The sequence below is a fragment of the Streptomyces sp. NPDC025784 genome (genome assembly GCF_055558435.1).
Map to the genome: position 1 here is coordinate 360,169 of NZ_JBVHMN010000004.1, position 15,939 is coordinate 376,107.

The following is a 15,939-nucleotide window of genomic DNA, read 5'->3' on the forward strand; positions in this document are numbered from 1 at the left end:
GAGCGCGTGCACGGTGCCTTGACGACCCACCCCTGCTTCACGACCATGACGGGGGCCGCCCGGGCGGCCAGACCTCCACGAGCCGCCCAAAGGAGCCGATTCCATGACATTGGCGACCGCGACGAGGCGGTCGGTGAAGCGCGCGCCCGTCCGGGCCGGCGGCCGTCGCGCGGCCGACCGCGGCGCCTGGTTCCTGGTCCTGCCCGCGCTGATCCCGATCCTGGTACTCAGCGTCGGACCCCTGCTCTACGGGATCGCGCTGGCCTTCACCGACGCGCAGTCCGGCCGGACCGCGGCCACCCAGTGGATCGGCACGCTCAACTTCCAGGACCTGCTGCACGACACGCTGTTCTGGGAGTCGTTCCGGATCGGCCTGCTCTGGGCGGTCGGCGTCACCGTGCCGCAGTTCCTCCTCGCCCTCGGGCTCGCCCTCCTCCTCGACCAGGACCTCCGGCTGCGCTGGCTCGCCCGCGCCCTCGCGATCATCCCCTGGGCCATGCCGGAGGTCGTCGTCGGCATCATGTGGCGGCTCGTCTACAACCCCGACGTCGGCATCCTCAACGAGACCCTGCGCGACCTCGGCCTCGGCGACGGCCGCGACTGGCTGAGCGGCCTCGGCACCGCCCTGCCCGCCGTGATCGTCGTCGGCGTCTGGGCGGGCATGCCGCAGACCACGGTCACGCTGCTCGCCGGACTGCAGAACACCCCGCGCGAACTCCACGAGGCCGCCGCGATGGACGGCGCGGGCGCCTGGCGCCGCTTCCGCACCGTGACCTGGCCCGCCCTGCGGCCGGTCGCGCTCGCCGTCACCGCGCTCAACTTCATCTGGAACTTCAACTCCTTCGCCCTGGTGTACGTGCTGACCAACGGCGGTCCCGGAGGCCGTACCCGGCTCCCGATGCTCTTCGCCTACGAAGAGGCCTTCCGTTACGGACAGTTCGGCTACGCGGCGGCGATGGGCTGTGTGATGGTCGCGGTGATCTCGGTGATCCTCGCCGTGCACCTCGTCGGCCGTCTGAGCGGAGGTGAGGACGCGTGAAGACCGCCGGCAAGGGCGCCCGCGCGGGACAGTACCTCGCGCTCCTCGCCTATCTCCTCTTCCTCGCCTTCCCGTTCCTGTGGCTCGTCTCCACCGCGTTCAAACCGGCGCGCGAGCTGGCGAGTCTGCATCCCACCTGGATACCGGAGGACCCCACCCTCGCCAACTTCCGTCAGGCCTTCGACGAACAGCCGCTGCTGCGCGCCGCGCTCAACTCCCTGGCCGCGGCCCTCGGCGCCGCACTGATCGCCGTGCTGATCGCCACGCCGATGGCGTACGTCCTCGCCCGGCGCCGGACGCCGCTCGCGAAGGCGGCCACCGGGTGGGTCGTGGTCAGTCAGGCGTTTCCGTTCGTGCTCGTGATCATCCCGTTGTTCCTGCTCCTGAAGAACCTCCGGCTGATCGACTCGGTGCCCGGACTGGTCATGGTGTACGTGGTGTGGGCGCTGCCGTTCGCGCTGTGGATGCTCGTCGGGTACGTGCGGGCGGTCCCCGCGGAACTGGAGGAGGCGGCCGCGGTGGACGGCGCGGGCCGGGTGCGGACCCTGGTCTCGATCACCGCACCGCTCCTCGCCCCCGGCATCGTGGCGACGGCACTGTTCGCGTTCATCAGCGCCTGGAACGAGTTCTTCTTCGCGCTCGTCCTGCTGAAGACCCCGGAGAAGCAGACGCTGCCGGTCGTCCTCACGCACTTCATCGGGGCGGAGGGGGTCGCGGACCTCGGCCCGCTGGCCGCCGCCGCGTTCCTGGCGACCCTGCCGTCACTGGTCGTCTTCGCGATCATCCAGAAACGGATCACGGGCGGCATGCTCGCCGGGGCGGTGAAGAGCTGATGAGGACGAGACTCCTGGTGATCCTGGCCGTCTTCGGTCTGCTGCTCACCGCGTGCACGGACAGCGGCCGCGAACCGCACGGAGTGATCACGCTCCGCTTCCAGTCCCTCGCCTGGCAGCAGGAGTCCGTCGCCGCCAACAAGGACCTGGTGGCGGAGTGGAACGCGACCCACCGGGACGTCAAGGTGAAGTACGTCCAGGGGAGCTGGGACAGCGTCCACGACCAGTTGCTCACCTCCTTCGAGGGCGGTGAGGCCCCCGACGTCATCCACGACGCCTCCGACGACCTCGCCGACTTCGCCTACGGCGGCTATCTCGCCGATCTGCGGGGCCTGCTGTCCGATCGCCTCAAGTCCGACATCCCGCGGCGCAGTTGGCAGACCGCGACCTTCGGGGAGGGCATCTACGGCGTGCCGTTCCTCCAGGAGCCGCGGGTGCTGATCGCCGACGCCGGTCGGCTGCGGAAGTCCGGGGTGCGCATACCGACCCCCGAACGGCCGTGGAGCTGGGCCGAGTTCCGGCAGGTCACCAAGAAGCTCAGCGGGGACGGCAGATACGGCGTCGCCTGGCCTCTCAAGGAACCGGTCTCCGCCACGCTCAACCTCTCCCTGTCGGCGGGCGGGCAGCTGTTCCACCGGGGCGCGGACGGCAAGGTGACCGTGCGTCTCGAGGCCGGCGACCAGCTCGTGCCACGCACGATCCGCGACCAGGTCGGCATCGACCACAGCGCCCCGGACTCGACGCTCGGCAGCGGCGGTTCCGACACGCTGCCCGGCTTCTTCGGCGGCAAGTACGCGATGGTCCCGCTCGGCTTCTCCTACCGTCAGCAGATCGTGCAGCAGGCGCCGAAGGGCTTCGACTGGCAGGTGCTGCCCGCCCCGGCCGGCGCCGACGGGCTCACCCAGGGCGTCAGCCCGCAGACCCTCTCGATCGCCGAGGACAGCCCGCACAAGAAGCAGGCGGCCGAGTTCGTCGACTTCCTGCTCCGGCCGAAGAACATGGTCCGGCTGGCGCTGGGCGACTGGATGCTCCCCACCGGCACCGAGGCCCTGAAGGACCCGGCCCTGCACACGGCCAAGTACGGCTGGGCCACCGGCACCGCGCTCGCCGACCGGCTCAGCCCGGCCCCGGCCCAGTCCGTGCGCGGCTATCCCGAGTGGAAGGACAAGGTCGCCACCCCCGCGTTCCAGGAGTACTACAGCGGAGCGATCGGGCTGGGCGAACTGCGCCGCCGTCTGGAGAAGGACGGCAATCTGGTGCTGGCGCGCTACCAGCGCTGAGCGCCCGTGGCTCCGGTGCCCGCCGTCCCGGCGCACTCCCCGGGGCGGCGCTGTCGGTGACCGTGGAGCCGGCTCCCGTAGGACGCGCGGTCGACCAGCTGGTACAGGCCGATCGCCGCCGGTGCCGCGACGAGCCCGAGCACGCCGAGCCGGACGCAGACCCGGGCCACGACCGTGGGCGCGGAGTGCTGTCCCGTGACGGTCCGCCAGTCGCGGCAGCGCCTGATGTCGCCGGCGCACACGGCCCGGAAGAAGAGGCCGAAGAGCAGCAGGCCGCGTCCGAAGAAGAGACCCATGCCTCCTGCCACGGCCAGGAACTCCATGCGGTCGTGGTGGCGGCCTACGAGGGCGGCGGCGACCGCGAGCACGACGATGCCGCCGAGACCGAACAGGGCCCCGCGGAGAAGGACGTCACGCAGCCGCAACCGCGGCAGGAGCACGCCGTCCTCGCCCAGGTCCATGAGGGGGACCGTAGCTGATCGGGGACATGCCGCGGCCTGCGGGTGCCGGGCTCGCCAGCGACCGGAGCGCAAAACAATTGGACGAGACGTATCGTCTTGTTTAGTCTCGCTCCCATGACCACTCCCGCACACATCGCCATGTTCTCCATTGCCGCCCACGGCCATGTGAACCCGAGCCTGGAGGTGATCCGAGAGCTCGTCGCACGAGGGCACCGGGTCACCTACGCCATCCCGCCGGTGTTCGCCGAGAAGGTGGCGGAGACCGGGGCCCGGCCCGTGCCCTACACCTCCACCCTGCCCGGCCCCGGCGCCGACCCGGAGGCCTGGGGCTCCACGTTGCTGGACAACGTGGAGCCGTTCCTGAACGACGCGATCCAGGCGCTGCCCCAGCTGATCGCGGCCTACGAGGGGGACGAGCCCGACCTCGTCCTGCACGACATCGCCTCCTACCCGGCCCGGGTCCTCGCCCACCGCTGGGGCGTGCCCGCGGTGTCCCTCTCGCCGAACCTGGTCGCCTGGGACGGCTACGAGGAGGAGGTCGCCGAGCCCATGTGGGCGGAGCCGAAACGGACCGAGCGCGGCCGGGCCTACTACGCCCGCTTCGAGGCCTGGCTGGCGGAGAACGGGATCACCCAGCACCCCGACCCCTTCGCCGGGCGCCCCGCCCGCTCCCTCGTCCTGATCCCCAAGGCGCTCCAGCCCAACGCCGACCGCGTCGACGAACGCGTCCACACCTTCGTCGGCGCGTGCCAGGGCGACCGCGCGACCCAGGGCGACTGGCGGCGGCCGGGCGGCGCCGAGAAGGTGGTCCTCGTCTCGCTCGGCTCCGCCTTCACCAAGCAGCCCGACTTCTACCGGGAGTGCGTGGCGGCGTTCGGTGACCTGCCCGGCTGGCACCTGGTGCTCCAGATCGGTGAGCACGTCGACCCGGCCGAACTCGGCGAGGTGCCGGGGAACGTCGAAGTCCGTTCCTGGGTACCGCAGTTGGCGATCCTGAAGCAGGCCGACCTGTTCGTCACGCACGCCGGAGCGGGCGGCAGCCAGGAGGGACTGGCCACCGCCACGCCGATGATCGCCGTGCCGCAGGCCGCGGACCAGTTCGGCAACGCCGACATGCTCCAGGCCCTCGGAGTCGCCCGCCGGCTGTCCACCGAGGAAGCGACCGCACAGACCCTGCGGGACATCGCCCTCGCCCTGGTGGACGACCCCGAGGTTGCCCGCCGGCTGAAGGAGATCCGGACGGAGATGGCCCACGAAGGAGGCACCCGGCGGGCGGCCGACCTCATCGAGGCCGAACTGCCCGGGCGCGCATAGGCGAAGGGCCTGCCGGTCCCCCTCGGGGAGACCGGCAGGCCCTTGTCCGAGCGCGGTTGCCGTCCGGTGGTGCCGCGGGCTACACCCCGGCCCGCTCACCCTCCCGGGCGACCGGCGGCGCCACCGGCTCAGGCGACTCGTCGTGCGTGAGGTCCGGCAGCCGGTGCATCCACTTCGGCAGGTACCAGTTGCGCTCGCCGAGCAGGGCCATCACGGCGGGCAGCAGCACACCGCGAATGACCGTCGCGTCGATGAGCACCGCCGCGGCCAGGCCCACACCCATCTGCTTCATGGACTGCATGGACAGCGTGCCGAAGATCGCGAAGACGGCGACCATGATGACCGCGGCGCTGGTGACCACACCCGCCGTGGTGACCACACCGTGCCGGATCGCGTCCCTGGTGGTGCGGCCCCGCAGCCGTGCCTCGCGGATCCGCGAGACCACGAAGACGTGGTAGTCCATCGACAGTCCGAACAGGATCACGAAGAGGAACAGCGGCAGCCAGGTGACGATGGCGCCGACGCCCTCCGCCCCCACCAGGGACGCCCCCCAGCCGTGCTGGAAGACGGCGACGAGGATGCCGTAGGCGGCGCCCACCGACAGCAGGTTGAGCAGGATCGAGGTGACCGCGACCGTCAGCGAACGGAACGACAGCAGCATCAGCAGGAAGGCGAAGACCACCACGAACGCGAAGACCGGGAGGACCGCGCCGCCGAGCTGGTCGTTGAAGTCGTGCGAGCCGGCGACCTGTCCGGTGATCGGTGCCTGGACACCGTCCACCTTGCCGAGCGTGGCGGGCCGTACCTCGTCGCGCAGCTTCTCCAGGCTGGCGCCCGCCTTGTCGAGGTCGGAGCCGCCGACCAGCGGGACGTACACATAGGCGATGTCCTGCGCCTCGTGCAGCTTGATCTCGACCGGGCCGCGCGAGGCGCCCGAACTGATCGCCCGGTCCTTGAAGTCGGCGAGAGCGCTCTTCACCTCGGGGGCGTTGATGTCGGCGGCCTTGACGACGACCTCGGCCGGCTCGGAGCCGCCCGGGAAGGCGTCGTTGACCCGGTTGTACGTCTGCACGATCGGCAGCGAGTCGCCGAACTCCTGGTCCAGCGTGAGGTTCTGGGTCTTCATGCCGACCGCGGGAGCCGCGATCGCCAGCAGCACGCCGGCCGCCACCACCACGGAGACCACCGGCTTGGCGAGCACACCGCGCAGGACGGCGGTCCAGAAGCGGCTCTCGCCGTTGGTGCGCGCCGCGCGGCGCTGCATGGCCTTGTGCAGGAAGGGGATACGGCCCTTCTCGACCCGCTCGCCCAGCAGCGAGAGCAGCGCCGGCAGCACCGTCACCGACCCGATCATGGCGACCGCCACGACCATCAGCGAGGCCAGGCCCATCGCCTCGAACTCGGCGAGCCCCGTGAACAGCATGCCCGCCATCGCCACGCACACCGTGACACCGGAGACCACGATCGCGCGGCCGCTGGTGGCGGCGGCGATCCGCAGGGCGGCGCCGGCGTCGCGGCCCGCCGCGCGCTCCTCACGTTCCCGGCGCAGGTAGAACAGGCAGTAGTCGACACCGACGGCCAGACCGACCAGCAGCATCACGGAGTTGGCGGTGTCGCTCATCGGCTGGAGGTGGCTGACGATGCCCATCAGGCCCATCGTCGCCATGATCGCGGTGACGGCCAGCGCCACCGGCAGCAGCGCGGCCACCAGCGCGCCGAAGGCGATGAGCAGAATGCCGAGGGCCACCGGAACGGCGGAGTACTCGGCCTTCTGGAAGTCGTCCCCGAACGCGTCGTCGAACGTCTTCATCATGCTGGCGCCGCCGATCTCCTCGATCCGCAGCTCCGAGTGGTCCTTCTGCACGCGCTCGACGGCGTTCAGGACGGGCTCGACGCGGTCGCCCGCGGTGTCCGAGTCGCCGCGCATGTCGAACTGGACCAGCGCGCTGCGCCCGTCCTCGGAGATCGTCTTCGTGTCGTACGGCGACTGCACGTCGGTGACCTTGCCGGTCGCGTCGACGGCGTCGACGACCGCGCCGACGGCGGCCTTGAACGCGGCGTCCGTGGCCTTCGGGCCGCCGTCCTTCGCCTGGACCAGGACGGTCTCGCTCGCCGGTTCCTCGATCCCCGCATCCTCGATGATCTTGGCGGCGGTGTGCGTCTCGCCCTTGAGCTGATCGCTCTCGCTGACGTCGACGCGGCCGGCTGCCGAGCCCAGCCCCATCGCCAGGACGACGAACAGCACCCATATCCCGACGGCCGCCCATCGGTGCCGGGCGCTCCAGCCGCCGGCCCGCGCGGCGAAGCCCCGCACCCGTGTGTCTCCGTTCCCCATGACGGGCAAGCCCCCTCGTGTGCGGCGACGGCCCCCTGCCGTCACCTTTCGATACGAAGGTATGGGCCGGATAAGCGCGTCTCGTCGTGCTGCCTGGTGAACCCCGGGGCCCGCGAGTCCTACCCGCGGACCCCGGCATCTCCGCACTGGGGAGGATGGAAGCCCCCTACATGTAAACCGACTTCTCGGGGATGTGGATCAGGGGCGAGCCGCTCAGGGCCCCTCGCCGTCACGTCCGCCCGGCGCACCGCGGCGGCCGCCGTATGGTGTGCGGATGACGACGAGGTACGCGGCACTCCTGCGTGGGATCAACGTGGGCGGCGCCAAGAAGGTGCCGATGGCCGAACTGCGCACCCTGATGGAGGGGCTCGGGCACGGCGACGTGCGCACGTATCTGCAGAGCGGCAACGCCGTGTTCAGCAGCGACCGCGGCGACGAGGAGTCCCTCGCGGCACAGCTCGCCGAAGCCGTCGAGCAGCACTTCGGCTTCACCGTCGGCGTGCTGGTGCGCGACCACGCCTACCTGAAGGCCGTACGCGAGGCGTGCCCCTTCCCGGCGGCCGAGCTGGAGGCGAAGCAACTGCACGCCACCTACTTCTCCGGCCCCCTCGACGCGCGGCGTTTCGCCGATGTCGCCCCGGACGCGTTCCTCCCCGAGGAGTACCGCCTCGGCGACCGCGTCCTGTACCTGTACGCCCCCGACGGGCTCGGACGCTCCAGGCTGGCCGAGGCACTGGCCCGGCCGAAGCTCCTCAAGGGGATCCTCGCCACCACCCGCAACTGGAACACCGTCGTCAAACTGGAGGAGCTGACCGGTGCTTGAGCGCAACGCGGCCGTCGAGGCGGCCATCGAGGGCGAGCTGCGCCTGCTGGACCCCGCGATCCGCCGGTCGCCCGAGCGGCTCGGGGCGCTCCTCCACCCCGAGTTCCACGAGTTCGGCTCCTCCGGCCGGCTGTGGGACCGCGCCTCGATCATCGCCGAGCTGACCGCGGTGCCCGGGGCGGGGACCCGCCCGATCACCGCGTCGCGGATGCGGGGAGTGCAGCTCGCACCGGACCTGGTCCACCTCACCTTCGACACCGAGGGGCACAACGGCCTCCGCGCGCACCGCAGTTCGCTGTGGCGGCGGTCGGTGGACGGCTGGCTGCTGTACTTCCACCAGGGCACCCCGTTCAGCGTGGGCGCAGAGTGACCTTCCGTACGCCCTGGTAGGCGGTGTACGAGACGATCTCGTCCGGCACACGGAGCCGGGGGTCCCGGTACAGCCGGCGCAGTTCCTCCTCGGATCCGGCGGCGGCGACCGCGTCGGTCAACGCGAGATCCTCGGCGGTCAGCGACGCGTCGTCGAGGATCTCGGGGCCCCAGCCGTCCCAGGGCAGCACCTCGACGCCGTTGAGCGCGGCGAGATCGTGCAGGACGTTGCCGCGGACGTACCACAGGCCCCTGATCTCCTCCAGCCAGCTGACGCCGAAGCCGGACGGGTCCGCGCGCCCGGCCCGGCACTCCCGCCAGGCCTGCCCGGCCACCACGAAGCGGTCCCTGGGGACGTCCAGCGGATCGAAGTCCACGTCGTAGGGCCCGTGGGCGATCTGCGCGTCCACGAGCCGCAGGCCGCCGTCCGGGAGGCGGTACTCGGTGACCCAGTGGTCCTCGTGGAAGCCCTCGACGAAGTACGTGGCGAACCCGCAGCGCAGCCGGGCGGGCGTGCCCGTCGCGCGGAGCAGCGAGCACAGCAGCAGCGAGAAGTCCCGGCAGGTCCCGACGAACCGCTCGGCCGGCTCCCGCCGCTCGGTCAGCGGACGGTCCGAGCGCTCGCCGAGCAGGCGCAGGATCTCCGTCACGTAGCGCGACTCGGCGTCCTCGTGCAGTCGCGCCTCGGGGAGGGTCACGCCGAAGCGTTCCCCCTCGCCCCGGTGGATGATCACGTCCCTGACGATGCGGGCGAGGCTGCCGGGGTCCCGGGGGAGCCCGGCGATGTCCAGGCCGCCGGGATCGCTGAACACACTCTGTCTGCGGTGGAGGTCCATGCGCGGGACTCTGAGGTCTGCCCCAGGGGCAAGGTCAACCGCGGGAGCCGGGCGGGGTGCCCGCGAGGGCGTCGAGACGGTCCATGTCCTCGTCCGTGAGCCGGACGGCGCCCGCGTCCAGGTTCTCCTCCAGGTGGACGAGGCTGCCGGTGCCCGGCGTCGGGCAGAGCACGGGGGAGCGACGCAGCAGCCAGGCCAGCGCGACCTGCCCCGGTGTCGCCCCGTGCGCGGCGGCGATCCCCGCGCACACCGGGTCCGAGGTCAGCGAACCGTTGCCCAGCGGGAACCACGGCAGGAACGCGATCCCGCGCGCCTCGCACAGCTCCAGCAGGGGCTGGGAGGCACGGTCGAGCAGGTTGTAGCGGTTCTGCACGGAGGCGATGTCCGTCAGTCCCAGCGCCGCCGCCAGCTGATCGTCCGTGACGGTGTCGAGCCCGATGTGCCTGATCTTGCCCTCGGCGCGCAACTCGTCCAGCGCGCCCAGCTGTTCGGCCATCGGCACGTCCGGGTCGAGGCGGTGCAGCTGGTACAGGCCGATGGTGTCGAGACGCAGCCGGCGCAGACTCGCCTCGCACATCGCGCGCAGCTGCTCGGGCCGTCCGGCGATGTGCCAGGCGCTGTCGCCGGTGCGTACGACGCCGCCCTTGGTGGCGATCAGCAGATCCTCGGCGTACGGGTGCAGGGCCTCGGCGACCAGCTCCTCGGCGACCGACGGACCGTAGTTGTCGGCGGTGTCGACGAGGGTGACACCGCGCTCCACGGCCCGCCGCAGCACGGCCACCGCGTCCCGGGCGTCGCCGCGCGGGCCCCAGTAGCCGGGCCCGGTGAGCTGCGCGGTGCCGTACCCCAGGCGGCGCACGGGCAGTTCGCCGCCGACGAGGAACGTGCTCGTGCCGTGCTCAGGGGCGCCGTCGGTCTCGGCATCGCCGGTGGACGTGCTCATGCTGCCGTTCCGATCTCACGTGTGCGCCGTGCGCCGGTGACCTGGTGGCCGATGACGAACAGCAGTCCTGCCGTGCCGAAGAACGCCCCCAGTATGTAGGCCGGAAAGGTGTCGTCGCCGTCCGGGTAGTGGTCCTCGCACATGCGGACGATGCCGGGGTGCTCCCGGGCCGCCTCCAGGCACACCCGGTCCCCGCGCCGCGGGTGGTGAAGAGTGGGGTCGTAGCCCTTCTGGAGGGTGTGGTGCCGCCCGTCGACCGTGTAGGCGATCTCCCTCGTGTAGCCCTTGTCCACGTGGAGGAGCCGGGTGACGGTACCGGTGACCTGCACCCCGGTGGCGTCGATGAGCCTGCCCTGCTGCCACTGGACGGTCGCGGAGTACACCGTGAAGGCGGTGAGGGCCAGGAAGGACAGGCCCAGGACGAGGGGCACCCATTTGCGCACGGCGGACAGCGTGGCACGGATCGGTGGGGAGTGCACCCATCCGTGTGAGGCTTTCGGCGCGGGGCCATGCCCGGGAACCTGTCGCGTTTCTTCAAGAGGGCCCGACGCGGAGTCCCTAGCGTGGGACGCATGAACGAGCCGTACAAGAACGTGCATCCGTACATGGTCGAGTGCGCCACCGAGGCCGCCCGCGTCGCCCGCGGTGTCACGGCGGCGCAGCTGTCCGGGCCCACCCACTGCCCGCCGTGGGACGTCCGAGCCCTGGTGAACCACTGGGTCCTCTACACCTCGCACGGCCTGGAGCACCGGGCACTGCGCAGGCAGCTCCCCGAGGAGCTGACCGCTCGGGACTTCACGGCCGACTCCGACTGGGCGCAGGCGTACGCCGACCAGCTCGACCGGGCCGTGGCCGCCTGGGACGACCCCGCCGTCTGGGAGGGCGAGGTCGATCTCGGCATGGCGAAGATGCCGGCCGCCGAACTCGCCCCGATGATCGTCAAGGAGATGGCCGTGCACGGCTGGGACGTCGCGACGGCCACCGGACAGCGGTTCCGGATCTCGGACGGCGCGGCCCGGCTGGTCCTGGACGTGGTCGACACGCACGGCGACCTCTACCGGCAGTACGACGGCTTCGCCGACCCGGTGGACGTGCCCGAGGACGTATCCGTCTTCGACCGCGCCCTCGCCCACAGCGGCCGGGACCCGCGGCTGTCCCAGGCCTGACGGGGGCCAGGTCTGATGGGGTCAGGTCTGATGGGGTCAGGCCCGAGGGAGGCCAGGAGGGGCAGGTCTGCGGGGCCGGGTCTGATGGGACCCGCCCGATTGGACCAGGGAATCCGCGCTGAATTGGACCGTGATCCTGGGCCATCCGCGGACTAGCCTCGGCGCCATGACGACCACCGCACCCACTCGCGTCGACTTCTGGTTCGACCCGGCCTGCCCCTTCGCCTGGATCTCCTCCCGCTGGATGCTGGAGGTCGAGCGCGAGCGCCCGCTCGACCTCCGCTTCCGCGTGATGAGCCTCTACCTGCACAATCTCGGCAATGAACTTCCGGACTGGTACCGGGAACTGGTCGACAGGTCGATCGGCCCGGTCAGGGTCGCGGTGGCCGCCGCCGAGCAGCACGGCGACAAGGTGCTGCGCGACCTCTACACCGCCTTCGGCACCCGCATCCACGAACGCCGCATCGAGGACTTCGACGCGGTCGTCACCGAGTCCCTCGCCGAACTCGGACTCCCGGCCGAACTGGCGCACGCGGCGCACGATCCCGCGTACGACGAGGCGGTGACCCGCAGCCACGACGCGGGCAGGGAGCCTGACTCGGACACCTATGTGGGCACGCCCACGATCCACGTCGACGGGACCGTGTGGTTCGGCCCGGTGCTGCGTGCCGTCCCCAGGGGCGAGAAGGCGGCCGAACTCTTCGACAGCTTCCGGGTCCTCGCCACGCACCCGGACTTCTTCGAACTCAAGAGGACCCGGACCGGCGGACTCAGCTTCGACTGATCCCCGGCCCCGGAGCTTCGCCCGCCTACGCGCCGAGCGCCGTCAGGACCGGCGTGCGGGCCGCGTCGTAGCGCTCCAGCAGGACCTCGGCCACCTCAGGGGCGGGACCGAGGACGTCGGCCAGGACATCCGCGTCGGCGGCGCCCCGGGCGATGCGGTCCGGCAGGAAGCCCGGCGCCAGTACGTACGGGGCGACCGCCACCCGCGCACAGCCGGCGGCGCGCAGTCCGCGCACCGCGTCCTCGGTGCGCGGTAGAGATGCGGAGGCGAACGCAGGCCGCACGGCGCACCAACCGGTGTGCCGCCACTCCCGCGCGATTTCAGCGATCACTGCGATCGCCTCCGGGTCCGTGGACCCCGCCGAGGCCAGCACGACCCCGGTCGAGGACTTGTCGGCGGGGCTCAGCCCCGCCTCGTACAACCGTCGTTCCAGCGCCGCCGTCAGCAGCGGGGACGGACCGAGCACGTCGGCCTGGCGGATGCGCAGCCTGGAGGGGGCCTCCCGCAGCACCGCCGGGATGTCCGCCTTGGCGTGGAAGGCCCGCGTCAGCAGCAGCGGCAGCGCCACCACGTCCCGCACGCCCTCGGCGGCGAGGGACTCCAGCACACCCTGCACCGACGGGATGTTGAAGTCCAGGAAGCCGGTCTCCACGCGCAGCCCCGGACGCCGGGCCCGCACCTGTCGTACGAGGGCGTGCACCGTCGCGGCATGGCGCGGGTCGCGGCTGCCGTGGGCGATGACGACGAGGACGGGGCTGACGGATCGGCGCATGTCGGACTCAGCTCTTGACCAGCAGACCGCGGCTGCGCAGCACCCACCGCTCCAGCGGGCTGAAGATCAGCAGGTCGATGGCGATACCGACGATCAGGATGAGCAGGATGGCGAGGAAGACCATGGACATGGAGCTGGCGGTGCGGCCGTTCTCCAGCAGCTGGCCGAGGCCCACGCCCAGGTCGGGGGAGGAGGCGATGATCTCCGCGGCCATCAGGGAGCGCCAGGAGAAGGCCCAGCCCTGCTTCAGGCCCGCCAGGTAGCCGGGCAGTGCCGCCGGCATGACGATGTGCCAGGTGCCGCGCAGCCCGGTGGCGCCCATCGTGCGGCCGGCCCGCAGGAACAGCGGCGGTACCTGGTCCACCCCCGACACCAGACCGTTGGCGATCGAGGGGACCGCGCCGAGCAGGATCACGGCGTACATCATCGAGCTGTTCAGACCCAGCCAGATCACGGCCGGCGGCACCCAGGCCACCGACGGCAGCGACTGGAGGCCGGACAGGATCGGGCCGATGGCGGCGCGCACGAACTTCACCCGCGCCACCAGCAGCCCCAGCGGCGTGCCGATGACCAGCGCCAGCAGGAAGCCGAGCAGGCCGCGCGAGACGCTCGTCCAGATGTAGCCGAAGAGCTTGCCCTGGAGCCAGGCGTCCTCGACCTCGCCCCACACGTCCCCGGGGGAGGGCAGCTTGGCCGGGTCGTCGACGACCTTGAACGTGATCAGCGCCTGCCACACGACGAGGACGAGCACGACGGCGACGACGGGCGGCAGGACCTTCTGGACGAGGGTCTGCCGCAACGGGGGCCGGCCGGTGTGGACCGTCTCCAGGGCGTCCAGGCCCGCCTCCAGACCCGCCAGGTCGTGGCTGTCGTCGACGGCCGCGGCGGACTTGGTCTCAGTGCTGGCCATGACGGCGGATCTCCCCACGCAGTTGTTCGGTGATCTCGACGGACAGCTCCGCCACGGCGGTGTCCTCGATGCGGCGCGGCTGCGGTATGTCCACGGTCCACTGGTGCGCGATCCGCCCCGGGCGTGAGGACAGCAGCACGACGCGCTGCGCGAGCCGCACCGCCTCGCGCACGTTGTGCGTGACGAACAGGACGGACAGCCGGGTCTCGCGCCAGATCCGGGTCAGCTCGTCGTGCAGGACGTCCCGGGTGATGGCGTCCAGCGCCGCGAACGGCTCGTCCATCAGCAGCAGCTGGCTGTCCTGGGCGAGCGCCCGCGCCATCGCCACCCGCTGGCGCATACCGCCGGACAGCTCGTGCACCCGCTTCCCGTACGCACCCGTCAGCCGTACGAGTTCGAGCAGTTCCTCGGCCTTGTCGCGACGGTCGGCCTTGGCCACCCCCCGCAGCTTCAGCGCGAGTTCGATGTTCTTGCCCGCGGTCAGCCACGGGAACAGGGCGTGCTCCTGGAACATCAGGGCCGGGCGCCCGTCGGTCGTGATGCTGCCCGCGGTCGGCTCGTCGAGTCCCGCGACCAGGTTGAGCAGCGTCGACTTGCCGCACCCCGAGGCCCCCAGGAGGGTGACGAACTCGCCCGGCGCGACGTCCAGCGTGATGTCGTCGAGGACGAGCTGCTGCCCAGCGGGTCCGGCGAAGGACTTCGAGACGTTCTCGATCCGCGCGGCGTGCTCCACCGACGTCGTGACGTCGGCGGCCTTGGCGAGAGCTGTTGCCATGGTCGTCACCTCCTGGGAACTCATCGGTGTCCGGGCTTACTTGGCGCCGAGACCGGCGTCGTCGACCGAGCTCTCGCCCGCGGCCGACAGGACCTTGTCGAGCAGCGTCAGGTCGTAGATGCCGTTCAGGTTCGGCTTCTCCAGCAGACCGGCCTTCACCGCGTGCGCCGCCTCGGTGTTGAGGGTGGCGGCCAGCGGGTCATTGGTGATCTGGATCGACTTCCAGGCGGGGTCCAGGACCTCGGCCGGGAGCTCCTTGCCGGAGTCGACCTTGAGCTGCGCGTTCGCCGCGGTCTTCGCCTTGTCCGGGTTGGCGCCGATCCACTTGTTGGTCGCCACGGAGCCCTTGAGGACCGCCTCGACGACCTTCGGGTGCTCCTTGAGGAAGCTCTGCGACACGATGATGTTCGTGATCACGAACTTCTTGTCGGGCCACAGCGTGGACTCGTCGAGCAGCACCTTGCCGCCCTCGGCGACCAGCTTGGACGCGGTCGGCTCCGGCACCCAGGCACCGTCGATGGAGCCGGAGTTGTAGGCGTCCGGGGTGATCTTGTTGTCCGTGCGGATGACCGAGACGTCGCCCTTGCCGCTGTCGGCGTCGACCTTCCAGCCCTGCTCCGCGATCCAGTTGAGGAACGCGACGTCCTGCGTGTTGCCGAGCTGAGGGGTCGCGATCTTCTTGCCCTTGACGTCCTTCAGGGACTTGATCTTCTTCGGGTCGACCACGAGCTTCACGCCGCCGGACGCCGAACCGCCGATGATGCGCAGGCTCTTGCCGTTGGACTTGGTGTAGCCGTTGATGGCCGGCGAGGGGCCGATCCAGCCGATGTCGATCGAGCCCGAGTTGAGCGCCTCGATCTCGGAGGGACCGGCGTTGAAGGTGGTGTACTCGGCCTTGGTGGCACCGAGTTCCTTCTGGAAGAGGCCCTCGTGGCGGCCGACGAGCGCGGTCGCGTGGGTGAGGTTGCCGAAGTACCCGATCTTCACGGAGTCGAGACCGTCGATCTTCTCGGACCCGGCGGCGACCTTCTCCTTCTCGGAGGTGTCGTCCTTCGCCTCGGAGCCGTAGCTGCACGCGGCCAGAGCGAGAAGGGGGAGCGCGGCGGCGACGGCGAGGCCGCGGCGGAGCAAGGCGGAGCGGTTGCGGATGGCAGGCACGGGAGGTGTTCCTCTCGTTGGCCCGGCGGTCACGGTCTCTCAGGTCGTGGCCGGGAGGTCGGCAGGTCTTCGTCTGTGCAGGCGGTGGGGGGCGAGGGCGCGCAGGCAGTGCGCGTACGTCATCGCGCACATCGCGCCACT

General features: G+C 71.1%; 16 protein-coding genes and 1 pseudogene. 8 read left to right on the forward strand and 9 right to left on the reverse strand.

Annotated elements, in window-relative coordinates; genetic code table 11:
- Window positions 1–103 precede the first annotated feature (103 nt).
- The 3 genes from ACZ4IF_RS13250 to ACZ4IF_RS13260 are packed head-to-tail and all read left to right on the forward strand — an operon-like array spanning window position 104 to window position 3,152.
- The gene (locus ACZ4IF_RS13250; RefSeq protein ID WP_467562229.1) at window positions 104–1,039 is read left to right on the forward strand and encodes a carbohydrate ABC transporter permease; all 936 of its coding nucleotides are present in this window, start codon (window positions 104–106) and stop codon (window positions 1,037–1,039) included.
- Complete coding sequence (locus tag ACZ4IF_RS13255) at window positions 1,036–1,872, forward strand: carbohydrate ABC transporter permease (RefSeq protein WP_467562231.1); 837 nt, start codon at window positions 1,036–1,038, stop codon at window positions 1,870–1,872. Before ACZ4IF_RS13250 ends, ACZ4IF_RS13255 begins: the two co-directional genes overlap by 4 nt.
- The gene (locus ACZ4IF_RS13260) at window positions 1,872–3,152 is read left to right on the forward strand and encodes an ABC transporter substrate-binding protein (protein WP_467562233.1); all 1,281 of its coding nucleotides are present in this window, start codon (window positions 1,872–1,874) and stop codon (window positions 3,150–3,152) included. The genes ACZ4IF_RS13255 and ACZ4IF_RS13260 overlap by 1 nt, the downstream gene beginning before the upstream one ends.
- Here ACZ4IF_RS13260 and ACZ4IF_RS13265 read toward each other — a convergent pair.
- Window positions 3,140–3,613 (reverse strand): DUF6336 family protein, encoded by a 474-nt coding sequence (locus ACZ4IF_RS13265; RefSeq protein WP_467562235.1) that lies wholly within the window; start codon window positions 3,611–3,613, stop codon window positions 3,140–3,142. The genes ACZ4IF_RS13260 and ACZ4IF_RS13265 overlap by 13 nt on opposite strands.
- 26 nt (window positions 3,614–3,639) lie before the next feature.
- Here ACZ4IF_RS13265 and mgt point away from each other — a divergent pair.
- A pseudogene (gene mgt / locus ACZ4IF_RS13270) lies at window positions 3,640–4,927 on the forward strand (macrolide-inactivating glycosyltransferase).
- 79 nt (window positions 4,928–5,006) lie between these two features.
- On the opposite strand, the gene ACZ4IF_RS13275 reads toward mgt, so the two are convergent.
- Window positions 5,007–7,262, reverse strand: a complete 2,256-nt coding sequence (locus ACZ4IF_RS13275) for an MMPL family transporter (protein ID WP_467562237.1) — start codon at window positions 7,260–7,262, stop codon at window positions 5,007–5,009.
- A gap of 274 nt (window positions 7,263–7,536) precedes the next feature.
- Here ACZ4IF_RS13275 and ACZ4IF_RS13280 point away from each other — a divergent pair, with 274 nt between their 5' ends.
- Window positions 7,537–8,085 (forward strand): DUF1697 domain-containing protein, encoded by a 549-nt coding sequence (locus ACZ4IF_RS13280; protein ID WP_467562239.1) that lies wholly within the window; start codon window positions 7,537–7,539, stop codon window positions 8,083–8,085.
- Window positions 8,078–8,455: a nuclear transport factor 2 family protein gene (locus tag ACZ4IF_RS13285; protein ID WP_467562241.1), complete on the forward strand. Its 378-nt coding sequence runs from the start codon at window positions 8,078–8,080 to the stop codon at window positions 8,453–8,455. Before ACZ4IF_RS13280 ends, ACZ4IF_RS13285 begins: the two co-directional genes overlap by 8 nt.
- Here ACZ4IF_RS13285 and ACZ4IF_RS13290 read toward each other — a convergent pair.
- The 3 genes from ACZ4IF_RS13290 to ACZ4IF_RS13300 are packed head-to-tail and all read right to left on the reverse strand — an operon-like array spanning window position 8,436 to window position 10,676.
- On the reverse strand, window positions 8,436–9,290 hold the full coding sequence (locus ACZ4IF_RS13290) for a transglutaminase-like domain-containing protein (protein WP_359496008.1): 855 nt from the start codon (window positions 9,288–9,290) through the stop codon (window positions 8,436–8,438). The two genes, ACZ4IF_RS13285 and ACZ4IF_RS13290, sit on opposite strands and share 20 nt — an antisense overlap.
- 34 nt (window positions 9,291–9,324) lie before the next feature.
- Entirely contained in the window at window positions 9,325–10,233 is a 909-nt protein-coding gene (locus ACZ4IF_RS13295) for an aldo/keto reductase (RefSeq protein ID WP_467562244.1), read from the reverse strand.
- Window positions 10,230–10,676, reverse strand: coding sequence for a DUF3592 domain-containing protein (locus ACZ4IF_RS13300; RefSeq protein ID WP_467562246.1), 447 nt, complete (start codon window positions 10,674–10,676; stop codon window positions 10,230–10,232). The genes ACZ4IF_RS13295 and ACZ4IF_RS13300 overlap by 4 nt, the downstream gene beginning before the upstream one ends.
- A gap of 129 nt (window positions 10,677–10,805) precedes the next feature.
- Here ACZ4IF_RS13300 and ACZ4IF_RS13305 point away from each other — a divergent pair, with 129 nt between their 5' ends.
- Both ACZ4IF_RS13305 and ACZ4IF_RS13310 read left to right on the forward strand, forming a co-directional pair.
- Window positions 10,806–11,399 (forward strand): TIGR03086 family metal-binding protein, encoded by a 594-nt coding sequence (locus ACZ4IF_RS13305; protein ID WP_467562248.1) that lies wholly within the window; start codon window positions 10,806–10,808, stop codon window positions 11,397–11,399.
- Window positions 11,400–11,565: 166 nt separating this feature from the next.
- Window positions 11,566–12,183 (forward strand): mycothiol-dependent nitroreductase Rv2466c family protein, encoded by a 618-nt coding sequence (locus ACZ4IF_RS13310; protein WP_467562250.1) that lies wholly within the window; start codon window positions 11,566–11,568, stop codon window positions 12,181–12,183.
- A 25-nt stretch (window positions 12,184–12,208) separates the two neighbouring features.
- On the opposite strand, the gene ACZ4IF_RS13315 is transcribed toward ACZ4IF_RS13310, so the two are convergent.
- From ACZ4IF_RS13315 to ACZ4IF_RS13330, 4 genes are read right to left on the reverse strand one after another with little or no spacing between them, the layout of a single operon-like run.
- The gene (locus ACZ4IF_RS13315) at window positions 12,209–12,955 is read right to left on the reverse strand and encodes a sirohydrochlorin chelatase (RefSeq protein WP_467562252.1); all 747 of its coding nucleotides are present in this window, start codon (window positions 12,953–12,955) and stop codon (window positions 12,209–12,211) included.
- A 7-nt stretch (window positions 12,956–12,962) separates the two neighbouring features.
- Window positions 12,963–13,865 carry an ABC transporter permease gene (locus ACZ4IF_RS13320; RefSeq protein WP_467562254.1) on the reverse strand — a complete coding sequence of 301 codons (903 nt, stop codon included), beginning with the start codon at window positions 13,863–13,865 and terminating at the stop codon, window positions 12,963–12,965.
- The gene (locus ACZ4IF_RS13325; RefSeq protein WP_467562256.1) at window positions 13,852–14,664 is read right to left on the reverse strand and encodes an ABC transporter ATP-binding protein; all 813 of its coding nucleotides are present in this window, start codon (window positions 14,662–14,664) and stop codon (window positions 13,852–13,854) included. Before ACZ4IF_RS13325 ends, ACZ4IF_RS13320 begins: the two co-directional genes overlap by 14 nt.
- Before the next feature lie 12 nt (window positions 14,665–14,676).
- Window positions 14,677–15,798, reverse strand: a complete 1,122-nt coding sequence (locus ACZ4IF_RS13330; RefSeq protein WP_467562258.1) for an aliphatic sulfonate ABC transporter substrate-binding protein — start codon at window positions 15,796–15,798, stop codon at window positions 14,677–14,679.
- Between the last annotated feature and the right edge of the window lie 141 nt (window positions 15,799–15,939).